This window comes from Anoxynatronum buryatiense (genome assembly GCF_900182905.1).
Lineage (GTDB): Bacteria > Bacillota > Clostridia > Peptostreptococcales > Tindalliaceae > Anoxynatronum > Anoxynatronum buryatiense.
Genome location: NZ_FXUF01000009.1, coordinates 146,508 through 163,147 on the forward strand (window position 1 = coordinate 146,508; position 16,640 = coordinate 163,147).

At 46.2% G+C, this 16,640-nt stretch carries 12 protein-coding genes; 4 read left to right on the forward strand and 8 right to left on the reverse strand.

Annotated elements, in window-relative coordinates; all coding sequences use genetic code 11:
• Nucleotides 1–498 precede the first annotated feature (498 nt).
• From QOL74_RS12260 to QOL74_RS12270, 3 genes are all read right to left on the reverse strand, one after another.
• Nucleotides 499–2,379, reverse strand: coding sequence for a PAS domain-containing sensor histidine kinase (locus tag QOL74_RS12260; RefSeq protein ID WP_283409779.1), 1,881 nt, complete (start codon nt 2,377–2,379; stop codon nt 499–501).
• 201 nt (nt 2,380–2,580) lie between these two features.
• Nucleotides 2,581–2,931 carry a hypothetical protein gene (locus QOL74_RS12265; protein ID WP_283409780.1) on the reverse strand — a complete coding sequence of 117 codons (351 nt, stop codon included), beginning with the start codon at nt 2,929–2,931 and terminating at the stop codon, nt 2,581–2,583.
• Between the two features lie 97 nt (nt 2,932–3,028).
• Entirely contained in the window at nt 3,029–3,985 is a 957-nt protein-coding gene (locus tag QOL74_RS12270) for an AEC family transporter (protein ID WP_283409781.1), read from the reverse strand.
• A 315-nt stretch (nt 3,986–4,300) separates the two neighbouring features.
• Between QOL74_RS12270 and QOL74_RS12275 the strand changes: the two genes are divergently transcribed.
• On the forward strand, nt 4,301–5,788 hold the full coding sequence (locus QOL74_RS12275) for a flavocytochrome c (protein WP_283409782.1): 1,488 nt from the start codon (nt 4,301–4,303) through the stop codon (nt 5,786–5,788).
• 143 nt (nt 5,789–5,931) lie between these two features.
• Here the strand turns inward: QOL74_RS12275 and QOL74_RS12280 are convergent, their stop codons facing one another.
• Together QOL74_RS12280 and QOL74_RS12285 are read right to left on the reverse strand one after the other, a co-directional pair.
• The gene (locus QOL74_RS12280) at nt 5,932–6,567 is read right to left on the reverse strand and encodes a VanZ family protein (protein ID WP_283409783.1); all 636 of its coding nucleotides are present in this window, start codon (nt 6,565–6,567) and stop codon (nt 5,932–5,934) included.
• A gap of 183 nt (nt 6,568–6,750) precedes the next feature.
• Entirely contained in the window at nt 6,751–7,902 is a 1,152-nt protein-coding gene (locus QOL74_RS12285) for an iron-containing alcohol dehydrogenase (protein WP_283409784.1), read from the reverse strand.
• Between the two features lie 250 nt (nt 7,903–8,152).
• On the opposite strand from QOL74_RS12285, the gene QOL74_RS12290 reads away from it, so the two are divergent.
• Entirely contained in the window at nt 8,153–9,022 is an 870-nt protein-coding gene (locus tag QOL74_RS12290; protein ID WP_283409785.1) for a helix-turn-helix domain-containing protein, read from the forward strand.
• Between the two features lie 47 nt (nt 9,023–9,069).
• Here the strand turns inward: QOL74_RS12290 and QOL74_RS12295 are convergent, their stop codons facing one another.
• From QOL74_RS12295 to QOL74_RS12305, 3 genes are all read right to left on the reverse strand, one after another.
• Nucleotides 9,070–9,531: a MarR family winged helix-turn-helix transcriptional regulator gene (locus tag QOL74_RS12295; RefSeq protein ID WP_283409786.1), complete on the reverse strand. Its 462-nt coding sequence runs from the start codon at nt 9,529–9,531 to the stop codon at nt 9,070–9,072.
• 376 nt (nt 9,532–9,907) lie between these two features.
• Nucleotides 9,908–12,013 carry an FAD-dependent oxidoreductase gene (locus QOL74_RS12300; protein ID WP_283409787.1) on the reverse strand — a complete coding sequence of 702 codons (2,106 nt, stop codon included), beginning with the start codon at nt 12,011–12,013 and terminating at the stop codon, nt 9,908–9,910.
• A gap of 249 nt (nt 12,014–12,262) precedes the next feature.
• Entirely contained in the window at nt 12,263–12,931 is a 669-nt protein-coding gene (locus QOL74_RS12305; RefSeq protein WP_283409788.1) for a response regulator transcription factor, read from the reverse strand.
• Between the two features lie 91 nt (nt 12,932–13,022).
• Here QOL74_RS12305 and QOL74_RS12310 point away from each other — a divergent pair, with 91 nt between their 5' ends.
• Complete coding sequence (locus tag QOL74_RS12310) at nt 13,023–15,005, forward strand: sensor histidine kinase (protein WP_283409789.1); 1,983 nt, start codon at nt 13,023–13,025, stop codon at nt 15,003–15,005.
• 237 nt (nt 15,006–15,242) lie between these two features.
• Nucleotides 15,243–16,448 (forward strand): NAD(P)/FAD-dependent oxidoreductase, encoded by a 1,206-nt coding sequence (locus QOL74_RS12315; RefSeq protein ID WP_283409790.1) that lies wholly within the window; start codon nt 15,243–15,245, stop codon nt 16,446–16,448.
• The last annotated feature ends 192 nt before the right edge of the window (nt 16,449–16,640 follow it).

Here is a 16,640-nt window from a genome sequence, read left to right on the forward strand (position 1 = left end):
GTCATTCTTAATAGTCGGTTTTCGAAAGCTCATCTCCCAATGAATGTCTTAATTTCACCTCCTTGTGTTGATTTATGGTATGCCACCCCATTCACCGGTAATACCGGGATGGCTTCCCTGCAAATGAATCGATGCGATTGGTGGAACATATCGAATCTTACTACTTATTGATATATTTCATATTTTCAGTTTATTCTATTTATGAATTTTATAGTATGTTGTCCTTCTTGTCAAATGTTTCAGAAGGATTTTCTGATTTTGTCATTATTGTTCAATTGCCCCGCACAACTTTACAGAAACAGGAGACTGATCACCAGAGCAAATGGAGCAAATTTCGATGCACCACTCGTCCACCGCCTACTATCACAAGCTGTTTTCGATCAAAAATAATAAACCTGAAACCGCAGGCACCCATTCTTGATAGAATGATCTGCCCGTGATTTCAGGTTCGGGTGTCGGCTTTCCTTATTAATAGTGGTCAGATCCAGGCAGTACCCCTTACACTTTCGGCAAGATTCCATCTGTTTCCGTTAAGGCAACCACTTCAAAAGGCAGCGTCAGGATAAAAACGGTTCCGTGAGGTTCACGCCTGTTAACCATAATGGTGCCATTCATCAGTTCTGCCAGGCGTTTCACAATAGATAAGCCCAGGCCGGTTCCCCCGTATCTTTTGGATAACGTCATATCAACCTGCATAAAGGGATGAAATATTTGAGGATACTGGTCTTCCTCAATACCTATGCCGCTGTCTTCAATCTCAAAGGTGATCTGATGCGTGGAGGCATTGGTTTTGTCAAGGCAAATTCTCACTGCCACATGTCCCTCTTCCGTAAATTTAACAGCGTTGTTCAGCAAATTTCCCAGTATCTGAGTCAGTTTGTCTTTATCACCAGTGACCCATTCCGGTAGATGCGCATCTGCCGACACTGAGAGCATCAACCCTTTCGTCTCTGCCTGATGCCGGTACAGGCCTGCAATTCTGTCCACTGCCTTCATTAAATGAAACGTGCTTTTCCGAAGGCTCATTTTATCTGACTCGATTTTGGAAATATCCAGCACATCACTGATCACATGGAGAAGCGTTCGTGCCGCTTCATGAACATACGTAATGTACTCTGTCTGCTCTTCGTCCAGGTCAGTCATTTGCAACAGCTGAATGAAGCCGATCATCCCATTCATGGGAGTTCTGATTTCATGGCTCATGTTGGCAAGAAAGATGGTCTTGGCACTATTGGCCGATTCTGCATTTTCTTTGGCCACACGCAGGGCATCCTCCATTTTTTTGCGTTCTGTGATATTGGTCAGGGTTGAAATGCTGTAGCGTTCCTCGTCTCCCGGAAGTACCACCACCTTGTTTCGGCAGTAAAAAACAGCTTTTTCCTCCCCATCCCTTTGATTCACCACTTCGCCTTCCCAGAACCCTTTTTCAAAGGTTTCCTTCATAATTGACCTGCGGTTTTGCTGATCATCACGATCCAGCACCAATCCTTCCTGTTGATAAAAAATAGCGGTGGATTTGCCTACAAAGTCTTCTTTCGACAATCCATAGGTGCGGCACTGAATATCATTCACATAATGAATGATTCCCGCTTCGTCACTGACAGTCACATGGTCTGCCACCTGATCAAGAATTGCCGCCTGAAACTCCAGTTGTTTTTTGATGTTTCGGTTTTCTGTCACATCCCTGATGATGGTCAGCACTCTGTCACCTTCGAGGGGAACAATTCTGGCTTCAAAATGTTCCGGTTCCTCCTTCACGTGCAGGGTATAGTCATACACCACCAGCCGCTGCTCTGCCGATGCTTCTTGGAAGGCGCAAATGGCACCTTCGGCCACCTCTCTGGGAAATGTGCTGATGAGATTTTTTCCAATGAGCTGCCGCAAGGGTACCAACAGCTTGTTTTCATCCTGGGTGTAAGATTCCAGATAATTCCCATTGATATCAAAAACAAACAGCAAATCGGGATGCGCCTGTATAACGGCATTTTCACGGTTTTTTCGATCTGTTTCATCCATCAGGTAGATTAACAGATGTCGCTTGGGGTCATTTTGAGGTTTCATAACAACACGGCACCACCGCTGTGTCAATGGGAACCAGCCTTCTGTCTCCATCTCTTCCCATCGCTGCCAGGCACCTTGCAATAAATGAACCCAGATTTGCTCTTCTCCCAGCGAATCAACAAAAATGCCGATGTTGGTCTGATCGAAAGATTGCCGCCATCCGGTTAAACGGATGAACGCTTCATTATAATCAATCACACCTTCATTCCACACACTCAGTTCATCGGTACTGTCAAGTGATTCACCCAAGGCACAGGCGATGATCCCCATGGGAGAATGATGGAACAGTTGGTGATAATTCAAGACACTCGCTTTCATGGCAGCCTCCTGCTCTCTTTTATCAAGTTTCTTAACTACGATAACTCTACTATTCATCTAAGAATATCAGAAAGGACAACCATCTGTCCATTGTCGTCATAATAATCCCCTTCACTCTGTCGGTTTTGTGAGTCAGCGGCACTAAAAAGCAGCAATCGCAATGATTGCTGCTCTTTTAGTGCTTCGTTTGTTCATATCATTTTACTGGGTTTGAAGCGAGGGCTGTTCTCCACGGAACCAGCCTCCCATTTTACCTGCGCCATTCCTGAAACCGCCAAGTCTCATGCGACCGCCTCCCTGACAAGCGCCACCACCAAAGCCATCAAATCCATTCTCCAGATGAGCGGCTTCCATGGTTTCCAAACGTTCCATCTGCCACGCTGCCTGTTCTTCGGTAATGAGTCCTTCGTTGAGGGCTTCTTCAATACGCTCCTGCCGCCATTCAATCATGTCGAAAAACCACTGGGGGGTCTCCACTGTTTCTGCATAGACCATGGCACCCAGGGCTGCCACCAATAAGAGAGTCATCACCATCAGCCATCTTTTTTTCATCACTGTTTCCTCCTTCATTCATCTTTTAGAACTGTTCGTTGAGATGCATTCATTTTACATCTCAAATGTGATGAAAGTATGATGGAGGGGTTTCTGTTTAAATAATGCCAAATGACCTGAAGGCAAAAACAAAGGCAGTCATGGTGAGTACCGACAGGGCTGTTGTCATCATGATAATGCTGGAGGCCAGTTCTTTATCCCCGCCCATTGCCGCCGTCATAATGTAAGAGGTTGTGGCCGTGGGAACTCCAAAGAGGATATACACCAGAATGACATCGCTCCCTGTGTATCCCAGCATCACCGCCAGAGAAACTGTCACCAGTGGCAATAGTACCAGTTTAACCCCACTGGCCACCAATGCCGGCTGTAAATTTTTAAGAGCAGCACCCATCTGAAAGGAAGCTCCGATGGCGATCAGGGCCAGTGGACTTGTCAGGGCATTAAAGTAGTTCATGGTGCGGGTGGCGACCAGGGGAAGCGGCAACGACAGGGCCGAGGCCACAAAACCCGCACCAATGGCAATGATCAGCGGATTTCGAAGAATGCCTGCCACCAGGTGGCGTACCTGGTGCCGTCGGTTGCCTTTGTCTTGACCGGCATTGGCCAGCGCGAGGATCATCACTGCAAGAGCATTATACAGCGGAATAATAAAGGCGATGGCAATGGGAGCTTTTGGCCCGATACTGCCGGTAATATTTTCCAGCAACGAGAACCCAATATATAGAAAGTTTCCCCGAAAGCCACCATGAACAAAAGCTCCCAACTTTTGCGGCTCACGAATAATGAAACGCCCTATGAGCCAGATGCAGGGAATGCTGATGATGGTGGCCAGCACCAAAAACAGCACCAGCCCTGTATCAAATGCCTCTGTGAAGGTGGTTCCGGCCACATCCTGAAACAGTTTGATGGGAAGTGCCACATAGAACACCAGCGTATTGGCTGTTTGAATGAAAGTGTCATTGAGTATTTGCTTCCTTTTTAATCCCCATCCCATCAGCATCACCAGAAAAATCGGCAATGCGGTATTAATGCTGAAAATCAGATTATCAAGCATGGTTGTCTCCTTTTTGCAAGCGGCGATGCCTGTCAGTGTGATATATTGATGTCTAAAGTTCCTGCCTGAACTCCTGTCCAAACTTTTTACCAGTTTATTATATCAGTTTCTTTTCTTTCCGGCCATCGGTCATCTTACTACAGTCTGTGCATATGTCAGTCTGTATAAATCAATTTCGACATTTGCGTCGTAAACAATATGAACAAAAGAAACAATATTGATAAAACCTTAACAATCTCCTCTTCCTCTGTCATACTAATGAAGCAATATGCTGTTATTGCCAAAGAAAAAACCTAACAAAAGGGGGATTTATTTATGTTGAAGAAACAAAGAAAAGGCATGTCATTTTTATTGGCCATCTTGCTGATGATGACACTCCTGTCAGGATGCGGTGGTTCACAACCTGCGGCGCCAGAGGCCCCGGAAGAGCCAACCGAGGTGGAAGCACCTGCAGAAACTGAAGCAGGTTCAGCAGACCTGACCACTGATGTGGTCATCATTGGTGCTGGCGGCGCGGGCCTGGCAGCTGCCATCGAAGCTCATGACGCCGGCAAAGAAGTCATCGTGGTGGAGCAAATGCCCATTATCGGCGGCAACACCCTGCGAGCCACCGGCGGTTTAAACGCAGCCGGCACTTCTTCCCAGGAAGCCGCAGGCATTGAAGATGATGCCGATACCCATTATGAAGACACCATGAAGGGCGGTTATGAACTGAATGATCCTGCCCTGGTGCGCATTCTGGCTGATGAGGCCGGCCCCGCAGTGGAGTGGCTCATCGAACTTGGTGCCGACTTATCTGATGTTGGACGTTTGGGTGGTTCTTCCAATAACCGCTCTCACCGACCCACCGGTGGTGCCCCTGTTGGCGCCCATCTGGTGGAAGTACTGCGAACATCAGTGGAAAATCGTGGTATCGAAATCAAAATCAACACAAAAGCTGTTGAAATTATGAAAGAAGGCAATGCCGTCACCGGTATTATAGTGGAAGATAACAAAGGTGACACTTATCAGATTTCAGCTAATTCTGTCATTGTTGCCACTGGCGGGTTTGGTGCCAACGGCGACATGTTTGCCGACTATGACGCTGCTCTCACTGGCTTTGGATCCACCAACCACCCCGGCGCAGATGGTGTGGCTATTCTAATGGCTCAGGCTGCCGGTGCTGCCCTGATCGACATGGAGCAAATTCAGACGCACCCAACTGTGGTGCCTGAAAACGGCTACATGATCACAGAAGCAGTACGTGGCAATGGTGCCATTCTTATCAACCGAAACGGTGAACGTTTTACAAATGAGATCGGTACCCGTGATGTGGTTTCTGAGGCCATGCTGGCCCAGGAAGGTGCCACTGGATTCCTCTTCTTTGATGAAGGCATTCGCGAAAGCCTCAGCGCCATCGAGGGCTATATTCGCCAGGGCTTTGTGGTGGAAGCCGAGAGTCTTGAGGAAATGGCTGAACTGATGGATATGGACGCCGCAGTTTTGACCGCCACCTTGGAAACCTACAATGCTGCTGTTGCTTCCGGAAATGACGAAGCTTTCGGTCGTGACGATATGCCACGATCTCTGGAAACAGCCGGCTACTACCTCATTGAAGTAGGCCCTGCTGTTCACCATACCATGGGAGGCATTCATATTTCACCCCAGGCAGAAGTACTTGATGAAAGCGGCAGCCCCATTCCCGGATTCTTTGCAGCTGGTGAAGTCACAGGCGGTGTTCATGGCGGCAACCGTTTGGGCGGTAATGCACTGGCCGACCTGATGGTCTTTGGACGTATCGCAGGGAAATCTGCAGCCAAGTAGATTCTTACTGTTGCCACATTTCTCTCAGCTTTTCACATCATAGTGCAGCTCAAATGAACTTAACTTTATTTAACAGGAAGGGACCTTTCGGCATTCGCCGAAGGTCCCTTCCTGTTTTGTCATCACACCATGATTCGCCGCCATCAGATCTTCTGCCATTTTCCAGAAAGCCGCCTGCCTGCAGGTGATAATCGCCCGGGGCCGCGGTGTTTCTTTAACTTCTTTTTCAACCCACCATGGCGAAAAAAACGCTGCCGTTCACCGCTGGTAATGATCAGGGAAAAAATAATCAACAAGACAGCCATACTGACACCCACCATGTCAATCATCACATCCACGGGGCTGGCCACCCGGTCAGGAACAAATGACTGGCGGTATTCGTCCAGCACCGCCAGCACAAATCCACCCATGAAGGAAAGTACTATTGAAAGCGTGGCACTGGCAATATACTGGTACAGCAGGAAGAACAATGCCAGGGTAATGAGGAAAAAGACACCCACATGGGCCAGCTTCCGCAGAAAAAACTCAATGACCACCGGGTTTTCCCGTACATAAGACAAGAAGTCCTGCGTCACAGTGTCAAGATGCCCCAGTTCCCCGAAATTCAATGGAATTCGTGCCGCCAGCCAGTCTGCAAGCCGGATGAAAGTCATGTCCATTCCTGCTGCCAGCTGATTCAAATGACGAAGCACCGGCAGCACCCGCAGCCCCGGTATTGAAGAGGCCGTGTATAGGAAAGCTATTAATCCCACTACTGCCAGCCAGGCTGTTTTTCGCATCTGACTTCACCTCTGTTCTTTCACTAATCTTCCATCAGTATATCACTTGATTGCCAAAACAAAAAGAAACCAATTTCGCCTTGAGGATACCATGGCAAAATTGGTTCTATATGGTTCTATACGGAAGGTTGTTGATGGTTGAATGAGATTGAGCCGAAGATGTGTTACTGTTCCACTATATGCCTATTCAACGAGCGCGCCACTGAATGCCCTTTGATAGATTGCCTTGATATCTTCCACCGATGGTTTCACCGGATTGGTCAGGGTACAGGGGTCGTTGAGAGCATTCTGGCTCATGCGATCCAGGACATGTTGGAAGTCTTCATCAGAGATGCTCACTTCCGCTACTTCTTTAAAGCTGGTAGGAATACCCACACTTCTGTTTAATTCCTGAAGGGCCTGAGATAGATCGGCAACTCCCAATTGTCTTTCCACCTCTTGATATTTTGTGCTTCCCGCTTTATTAAAGGCAATAATATAAGGCATTAGAATGGCATTGGCCATTCCATGGGTGACACCAAACTCACCACCAACCTTGTGAGCCATACTGTGAACAATTCCCAGAGAGCAATTGGTAAAGGCCATGCCTGCAATGGCAGAGGCATTATGCATGGCTTCCCGGGCTGCCATATTATCCCCATTGTCCACTGCTGTCGGCAGGTGCGCAAACACCAATCGAATGGCTTCCATGGCCAGTGAATCTGTGTAGCTGGTGGCCGCAGTCGATGCGATGGCTTCCACCGCATGGGCCATGACATCCATGCCTGTGTTGGCGGTGATATGAGGTGGCATTTTGGCAGGCAGATTGGCGTCAAGAATGGCAATGTCCGGAGTCATTTGATAGGACACCAGCGGATATTTGATGTGGTTCTCCCGATCTGTGATCACCGAAAATGCAGTAATTTCAGATGCAGTGCCGCTGGTGGAGGGTATGGCAACAAAGCGTGCCTTTGTTCGGAGCTCTGGAAACTTTCCTGCCACAAGATCTTCGAACTTAGTATCAGGGTATTCATAGTACACCCACATAATCTTGGCGGCATCCAATGCTGATCCACCGCCAATGGCAATAATCCAGTCCGGTTGAAAATCAGCCATTGCTTTCCCGCCCCGAATGACGGTTTCAATGGATGGATCAGGCTCAACGCCATCAATCACAGCCACCTCCATCCCTGCCTCCATGAGATACTGCTGTGCCTGGTGAAGAAATCCATGGCGCTTCATCGACTCGCCGCCGGTGACCAGAACTGCTTTTTCCCCCTTCAGTTTTCCCAGATAAGATAAAGATCCTGCGTTAAAAACAATATCTGCTGGAACACGAAACCACTGCATACCCATCAAATCGCCTCCTGTTTGTATATTCATTCATATACGGTGACTTTCAACAGTGCTGATTGATACTGTTATTGTGAAATCATCGTCAATATGATATGATGACATATATTTATTGCTTACTGTGACAAATGCTTATGTTTCAGGATTTAAGTATAACTTGTCACCATTTCCATTACTATCAAATAGCGCTTAAAAAGTGTTCTATTCTTGAAATATTGTTATTTTTTTAACTTGTACGAAGGGAGAGCTTGGTGTGCTTCATTCTTTTCATGAATATCTCGAGACCATTGATGGGCTGGAAACCGAATATGTGAAGCTTCTCAGCTATGACTTACCCTCCTCGTTTTGCGATCACTACCGCTCCCATGCTTACACCCGCCTATGCACCATTCTTTCCGGCGAAAAGAAAGTCACGCTGAACAAATCAGATTCCTTCACCTATGGAACAAGCCAGCACCTGCTTTTACCGCCCCATTCACAGGTGCTCATGGAAATTGACCAACCCACCCAGGCTCTTGTTTTCGAACTCAACCAAGATGTGATTCAACGGGTTCTCCAACGCACTCGCCTGGCGGATACCGTCTGCGAAACTCTTTCCACATCATCATTTAAATCATATGCTTTGGGTTTTAATCGGGTTGAAATCAACGCGGAAATTCAACAGTTGCATTCTATTTCAGTCAGCAGTAATCCCAACAAGGCTTTTTTGATGGATCTATCTGCTCAAAAACTGGTTTATGAGCTGATCAAAGATTGTGCTGCGCGTTCAATCCTTCAAATGCAATACCCTTCACGTTTACAGGAAATCATTCAGTACATTGATGTCCATCTTCATGAACACATGACGTTGGAAGAAATCGCCAAGGACTGTCACATGTCGCCTTCCAACCTGTCCCATCTTTTTAAAAAGCATACCACTCTCCGTCCAATGGCATTTGTCAGAGCACGAAGAATGGCATTGGCAGCTACATACCTTCAACATCACTCTGTGACAGAAGTTTCTTTGATGCTGGGTTATGATAATCTCTCCCATTTTATACGTCTCTTCCGCGAGTGTTACCAGGAAACACCCAAGCAGTTTCAGCTTCGACATCAAAGTGGCACTGATTCGCTGAACAAGTAAAAGAAAAAGCGTTCAGACAACCACCGGAACGCTTTTTCTTTTACTTATCATTCAGCCGATTCTTCCAGTAAACACGTGTCTGACCGAGTATCTTCCAGAATCAGATGCAGAATTCGATGAAGATTTTTGGCATCTTCCTGATCCAGATGCAGGCAGGAAACTACCCGCCGGGGCACCTCTGCCGCTTTATCTTTCATTTTCTTTCCTTCTTCGGTGAGGTGAATCACCACCACCCGTTCATCTTCCAGGCTGCGGACTCGCCGCACCAATCCCTGATTTTCCATCTTTTTCAGCAACGGTGTCAGCGTGCCTGAGTCAAGAAAAAGACGTTCCCCCAGCTCTTTGACACTGATATGATCGGTTTCCCAGAGTACCATGAGAGTGATGTACTGGGTATAAGTCAATCCCAGGGGATCCAGCACCGGCTTGTACAGCCGGATAACCTGCCGGGAGCAGGCATAGAGAGGGAAACACAACTGCTTATCCAGTTTCAGAAAATCATCGTTCATGTTTTTCACCCGCCACTTTCATTCTGTTAGGCCTATACACCCATAGTCCGCTTGTTCTTATTCTCGACAACGTCAAGATTCATCAATGGATTAAGCTTTTTTAAGTAATTCGGATTTCAGTAGCACCTTTCAGTTCCATGACAAGCTTGTCACTGTCAAAACGCTGTTTCCAGTTTTGAACAATTCAATTGTATGCTGCTATTTTAGATTGCTGAGTTGCATTTGTCAACTCTTTTCTGTCATCAACTAAAACCTCTGTGGACACGTTTCTACTTCCCGTTCCGCCAGAGGTTATATTTTTCAGGGAACGCTCCTTGAAGAACGTTCCCTGATTTTACAATTAAATTCAAATGTTTAAAGCTGGCAATGCTCAGACTTAGTTTCCGGCTGCTGCATTTAATCCGGCAATGCGTCCAAATACAAAGATATCGGTAATGGCGTTGCCTCCCAGTCGGTTCCCGCCATGAATACCACCGGTGACTTCTCCTGCTGCCCACAGCCCGGGAATCACCTCTCCATTTCCATTCAACACACGTGTGTCGGTGTCAATGACCACCCCACCCATGGTATGATGCAATGAAGCTTTTCTTGGAGAAATGGTAATACCCACATCGTCGTTGGCATCAACATAATCAAGGTCAATGGCCCCGGCGATGACCGCCTTATCAAAATCATCGTCATGCTGAGCGGCGACATAACTATTGTACTGCTCAATGGTTGCCCGCAGCTGTTCTTCCGTAAATGCGGGTGCAACCCCTGCTGCAGGCGTTTTGGTGGCTTCAGCCAGTTCGGCCAGAGTCTTGCCATACCAGATGTGTCCGCCTTCAACCATACCGGCAACCCGTTCATTGTAGTCGGTTCCCTGCAAAAGTTCATTAGGATTGCCCACATTTCCTCTGCCGGCATAGATGATATAGAAAATCCCATTTTCCAATGCCAGCGATGCTTTCGCCAGCACATCGCGTTCCGCATATTCATCCACAAATCGTTTTCCGCTGCTGTCAATCCAGATCTGTTCGGCTGCATCGGCCCATATTCCGTCTGTCATGGTGCCTTTAACAGGTGAGGAAGAAGGCATCATCTGGGCGATTTCCATGCCCGTTACATCAGCACCGATTGTCTGTGCCATAACAATGCCATCGCCTCTGTTGGTTCCCATATTGGTGGACAATGTTCTGTCTGAAAGATCTTCACCCCAGTACTTATCGTACTCCTTCACCATTACCGGGTTGGCACAATATCCGCCGGTGGCCAATACAACACCCTTCGATGTATTAATGGTGATCTGGGTTCCGTCAACCACGTTTTCCGCTTTGGCACCGATCACCCTGCCGGATGCATCTGTCAAAAGCTCGATGCCGCTGGTTTCGGTGAATACAGTAACCCCGTTATCAATGGCCACCTTTTCAAGTTGAGGAATTCGTTGGGCGCCTGACATAAAGGTATGGGTTCTCGGCCACATGGCTCCCAGCACTGTACCTGTTCCTACAGTTGTTCCATACTGGGCATCAAGGCCGTAAGAAGCCTCCAGTCCCGCTTCTCCCATCCATACGAAGGCATCGAGGGCGTTGGCAGCAAGCTGTCTGGCCAGTACCACATTGGGAGCAATCCAGCTGCCATCAGTCAACTCACGCAGACCGCCTGTGTACATATTCCACATATGTAACGCCACCGAGTCGAATCCGGGCATATCAACACCAGCTGCTTTACCGGCATTCCTTGAATAAAATGCGTTAATTTCACCTTTAAGTTCGGTTAAAACAGCTTCCCATTCAGGATACACATCAAATTTCAACTTTGGATCAGTGGGATTCAGGGCAAGGTAGCCATCCAAAGCATCTTTTTGGGCTCTTGATAATATCATCAGGTTCTCCTGTGCTTCAGGGTCAACTGCATTATAAGCCGCACCGGCCATTAAGGTGTTTCCCCCCAGTACCGATCCTTTTTCAATCAGAATGACCTCTGCGCCCTGTTGAGCCGCATTAATGGCTGCCGACAAGCCGGCACCGCCGCCGCCGATCACCAGTACATCCGTTTCCCAGGTTTCTGGAGCTCCCGGAGTAGCCGCCACCCGATTCTGTCTAAGTGCATCGACATCCAACCCAGCTGTTTTTGCAGCTTCTGTGACAGCACTGATAATACCATAGCTTGTCAATGTGGCGCCTGTGACGACATCAACGGAAAGACTCTGATGTTCGATGATTTGTGCCGGTATCCGTTCGTTGGCAACACTCACAACAGTGATGGTTTCAGAGTTTGCCAGATACTCAATGCCTGTAATTCGGCTGTCTTCCACAGTGATTTCAACGGTGATGGGCCCCTGCATTCCTGCCGCAGTGCCCTCAAAAGTGCCGTTGATCACTTCAGCAACCTCTTCTGAAGGCGCTTCCTCTGCAGGTGCAGCAGGTTGTTCTGCGGTGCATCCAACAAACAGTGTTGCCATCATCAGTAGGCATAGTAAAATCGCAATCGTTTTCTTCATTATGTTGCCTCCTTGACTCATTTTGTCCGGCGAAAACCTGGTCGATGATATTTCACTCCCAAGGCTTCACCTTCTTCTCTCTGGCCTTTCATTAAGTCGGTCATCCTCTCCGGAACACCTTTGCCATGGTATCTGCCAGGCATTCCTTAACCCATTCAGCATTTAACAAGCCTGAAAGAAAGCGGCATTCATTGATGGTATTAACACCCCCCTTTGCATGACAATTTTTTTGGTGCATGATGATAGCCACTACCTGTTGGCAAACATGTATCCCGTTTTTCGAACTGTGATAATGTACTCCGGCTTTGACGGATCTGTTTCAATCTTTTTTCGCAGATTTCTGATATGCACAAACACGGTTCTCACGTCTCCATTGCTGGGTTTATACCAAATATGCTGATACAGCTCTTCAGCATTGAGCGCGTTGCCTTTATTCATCATCATATGTTTTAACAGCTCGTATTCCGTTGGTGACAGATAGATCTTCTCATCTTTCTTCAACGCCGTATGATCTGCAAAATCCAGCGTTAATTCTCCGATGGTGATGCAACTCATTTCCTGTGTGTGGGGCTGTTGCATGCGGCGCAGATTGGCTTCAATGTGAGCCAGCAGGACCGGGCTTCGAAAAGGCTTTGTCAGGTAGCTGTCTCCTCCCATATTCAAGGCTTCCATAATGGATTCATCATCATCCCGACAGCTGATAAAAATGATGGGGCAGTAGACATGGCGCCGCAACTGCGCACAGAGTGAAATGCCATCTGTGTCCGGCAGCATAATATCCAGCAAAATGATGTCGAAGCTTTCCGTTCTGGTTTTCTCCAGTGCATCTTTCGCAGTGTGCACTTTTTCAACCAAATAATTGCCTTTTTGAGTCAGATAAAAGTTTAGAATGTCACAGATTTCCAGGTCATCTTCCACAATCAGAATCTTATAGATGGCTTCTCCCTCCCATCTTAGGTATAATTGAATCAGTTTTTATTCTTTATTTGCTTTCTCAGGAGGACACGACATGAAATTAAAAAGGCGGGTATCACTTCTATTGACTCTGGCCTTCAGCCTGTTGCTTCTTGTATCAATGATACGCATCAATCAACATTCTTCCCTGCTGAAAGCCACTGCAGGCCAGCTTCACGTGGAACTCGGCCAATTTGCAAAAGGAACCCATCAATTGGCCGGTGAGTGGCTGATGTATGACGGCCTTCACGCACCAGATGAACTGGCTGCTTTGGATTACACCGTTACCGGTGATATGCGCTATAACTCTAGCATGGCCGGGAATACGTACGCCTTTTACATGCAGGTGAACGACCCGGAGTCGCTTCATTTCATCATCTCTTCCACCTACTATTTTCATTTGTGGATTAATCATCAGCCGGTATTATCTGAAGATGGCAGCAATCGTTTGAAGACCCACGATGCTTTTTCGCTGGAAGACTATGCGGGAAACACCCCAGGGTATTCCTTTGTCTTGCAGGTATATTCACCTTCTGACCTGCGGGGCAGTTATTTCAGTTTGTTGCTGGGTACGAAAGATCAAATCAGATTTGTCCACGATCGATGGATTGTTCTCGAATCTTTTGCTCTGGGTATCTATGCCATGATCATCTTGAATTCATTTGTTCTATACGCCCTTAAAAGAAGTGAACACTACCTGCTGTTGCTGCCCCTGTCTTCATTACTGGCCTTTTGGGGTTCGTTAACGGTGCTGCAGTATCCTGTTTTCCACCAGCTGATCCCCCAGGGTGTCTTCATGTATATCTTTTTCACGCTGTTAATGCACCCCAGTATTCTCAATTTCGAACTCACTCGCCAGCTGATCCCTGATGCGCTGCCGCCTAAAACTCAATGGTTCTTTTACGCCCTCTATGCAGTGTCTCTCAGTGTTTTCTTTTTTGTTGGCAACATCCCTGTGATACTGCAAAACTATGCGTCTGTTCTCAATTGGTTTTTGATTCTTGTTCAAGGCTGGATGATTTTACACAGCTATAGGCGCAATCGCCCGGAAGCTCCCATCCTGTTTGTGGGTCTTTGTATCCTCATTGTCAGTCGATTGTTTTTTTTCGGTATTCAGGAGGGTCTGATTCCCCACGGAATGGTGGATATCGAGCTGCAACCCAGAAGATATGCCTACATCATCTACATTGTTTGTTTTTCCATTGCCATCAACGGTATTTTTGCACGAAAGTTCAGCAAAGCCGACTCACTGGCCATCCAATTGGAGAAAACCAACCAAAACCTGAAACGGCTTGTTGACGAGAAAACCGCCGATCTGACGAAATCATACAATCAAATTGTCAATCTTCAGGATACCAGGAAGGTGTTTCTTTCTGAAGTGGCCCACAATCTCCGCAGCCCTCTGTTTGCCTTGATTGGATACGTTGACATGCTCCAGGCTGATCTGGCAGACCCTTCGCCTAAAACTGAGCAATACCTTCGGCAAATCAATGAACGCATCGATTATATTCAGAAGATGGCTGAAGAACTGTTCCTTGTTGCCCGATTAGAGGAAGATCAGGTTCCCTTTAATATGATTTTTTTTGATCTGTCATTGTTACTGCAGCGTGTATTGGAAAACCACGGCGGCCCTGCAAAACAAAGGCAAATTGCCCTTTCAGTTGAAAATCTTCCCGAAAAAACACTCTGTTATGGTGATCAGTTCCGTCTTCAACAGGCCATCGAAAATATCGTGAGTAATGCACTGCAGCATACTGACGAAGGTGGCCGCGTCACCATCTCACTCTTTCAGCGAGACAACGGTACGTTGCATCTGAAAATATGTGACACGGGATCAGGCATTACCCCTGAAGCATTGCCCCATATTTTTAACCGGTACTATACCCATACTGCTTCTCCCGCTACGTCTAAAAAGTCAACGGGTCTGGGCCTGACCATTGCTCAAAAAATCATTCAAATGCATCAGGGAAGCATTGAAGTTGACAGCCGCGTCGGTGAAGGCTCTGAATTTATCATCATTTTACCTGATGTGAAGTAGATGGAACGGTCCCTTGCTAATCTGACGGTTCATTACTTATAATCATGTACTTTCATGTTAATTCTATCACATGCGACAACTTCCCAAGTTAAAGATTTGTTTAATATTTCACGAACTAATGAACGAGTGCCTCTGTTTCTGAATAAAAAAAGGCGCTATAGACAAGATAATAATGGGTATCATACGCATGTATTAAACCTAAAACAATGTATGCAAATGAAGGGGGTTATCAGCATTATGAGTGAAATTCTCAAGTATGTGATTATAGGTAACGGCATAGCAGGATTATCTGCTGCAGAGGAAATTCGAAAAAGAGATGAAAAAGGTACCATCACGATGGTTACTTCAGAGAATATTTTGACTTACTATCGGGTTAAGTTATCTCATTATATTGGCACAGCCTTCGATGATAAACAAATGTTGGTACATGATGAAAAGTGGTATCAAGACCGAAACATTGATGTCATTTTAAATCAGATCGCAGAAGAAATAAAGGTAAAAGAAAACCGCATAAGATTGGATAACGGAACAGAATTAACCTATGATCGATTATTATTGGCAAACGGAAGCAGGCCCTTTGTGCCTCCGGTTAATGGCAGGTACAAGGGCGGTATCTTTGCATTAAGAACAATAAAAGATTTGAAATATATGCAACAATATTTTTCCATTTGTAATGACATCACCATCATTGGAGGAGGATTATTAGGGCTGGAAGCAGCTTGGGCTATAAAATCATCAGGTAAAAATGTCAATGTTATTGAATTTTTTCCTTATTTGCTACCAAAACAACTGGATGAACCATTATCTGCTAAACTTCTTCAAAAATTAGAAGGTAAGGGGTTGAACTTTTACCTTGGGTCGGCTGTCGAAGAAATTACTGGAGATACAGAAGCAGATGGAATTAAAATGAAAGATGGATCTGAGTTTAAAACGGATGCTGTCATATTTTCTTCTGGGGTTAGATCCAGCTTGGATTTAGTGCAGGATACAGGAATCGCATTTGATATAGGCGTTAAAGTGAATAAATATTTAAGAACCAACATTGACAACATTTATGCAGCAGGCGATATTGCAGAAGTTGATGGTGTCGTGTTGGGGTTATGGAGTACTGCCATGGCCCAAGGAAAAGCTGCAGGCCAAAACATGGCAGGAGACCTTGTAGAATACAAACTTGCACAACCTTTTACCATGCTGACGATTGCAGGAATTAATGTGTTTTCTGCTGGCAACATTCAAGAATATGATATGACATTGGAACATACAGAGGAAAAAAAGGAGCATTATTATAAAATATATCTGACAAATCATAAAATAACAGGCGGCATTCTCATGGGAGATACCTCTCATGCGCCTAAATTCAAAAAGGCTATTAATGATAATATCAATGTCGAACAGCTTATGGAAAAGGGGATGGGTTGTTGGGAGATCATCAACAGCTTTTAGATTGCGATTAGAAATGTACCTCGATCGTAAAACTTGAGATACAGACCAATCATTGTGGGAATTAAAATAGCCCCAGGGATATCCTGAGAAGGATGTGCTGTAGATTTACACAAAAGTTCTACACTGGCCATTCCTCCAACATCTTCCAATTACTTGCTCCATTTTTTTGTGTGACACAATAGTTTTACACGG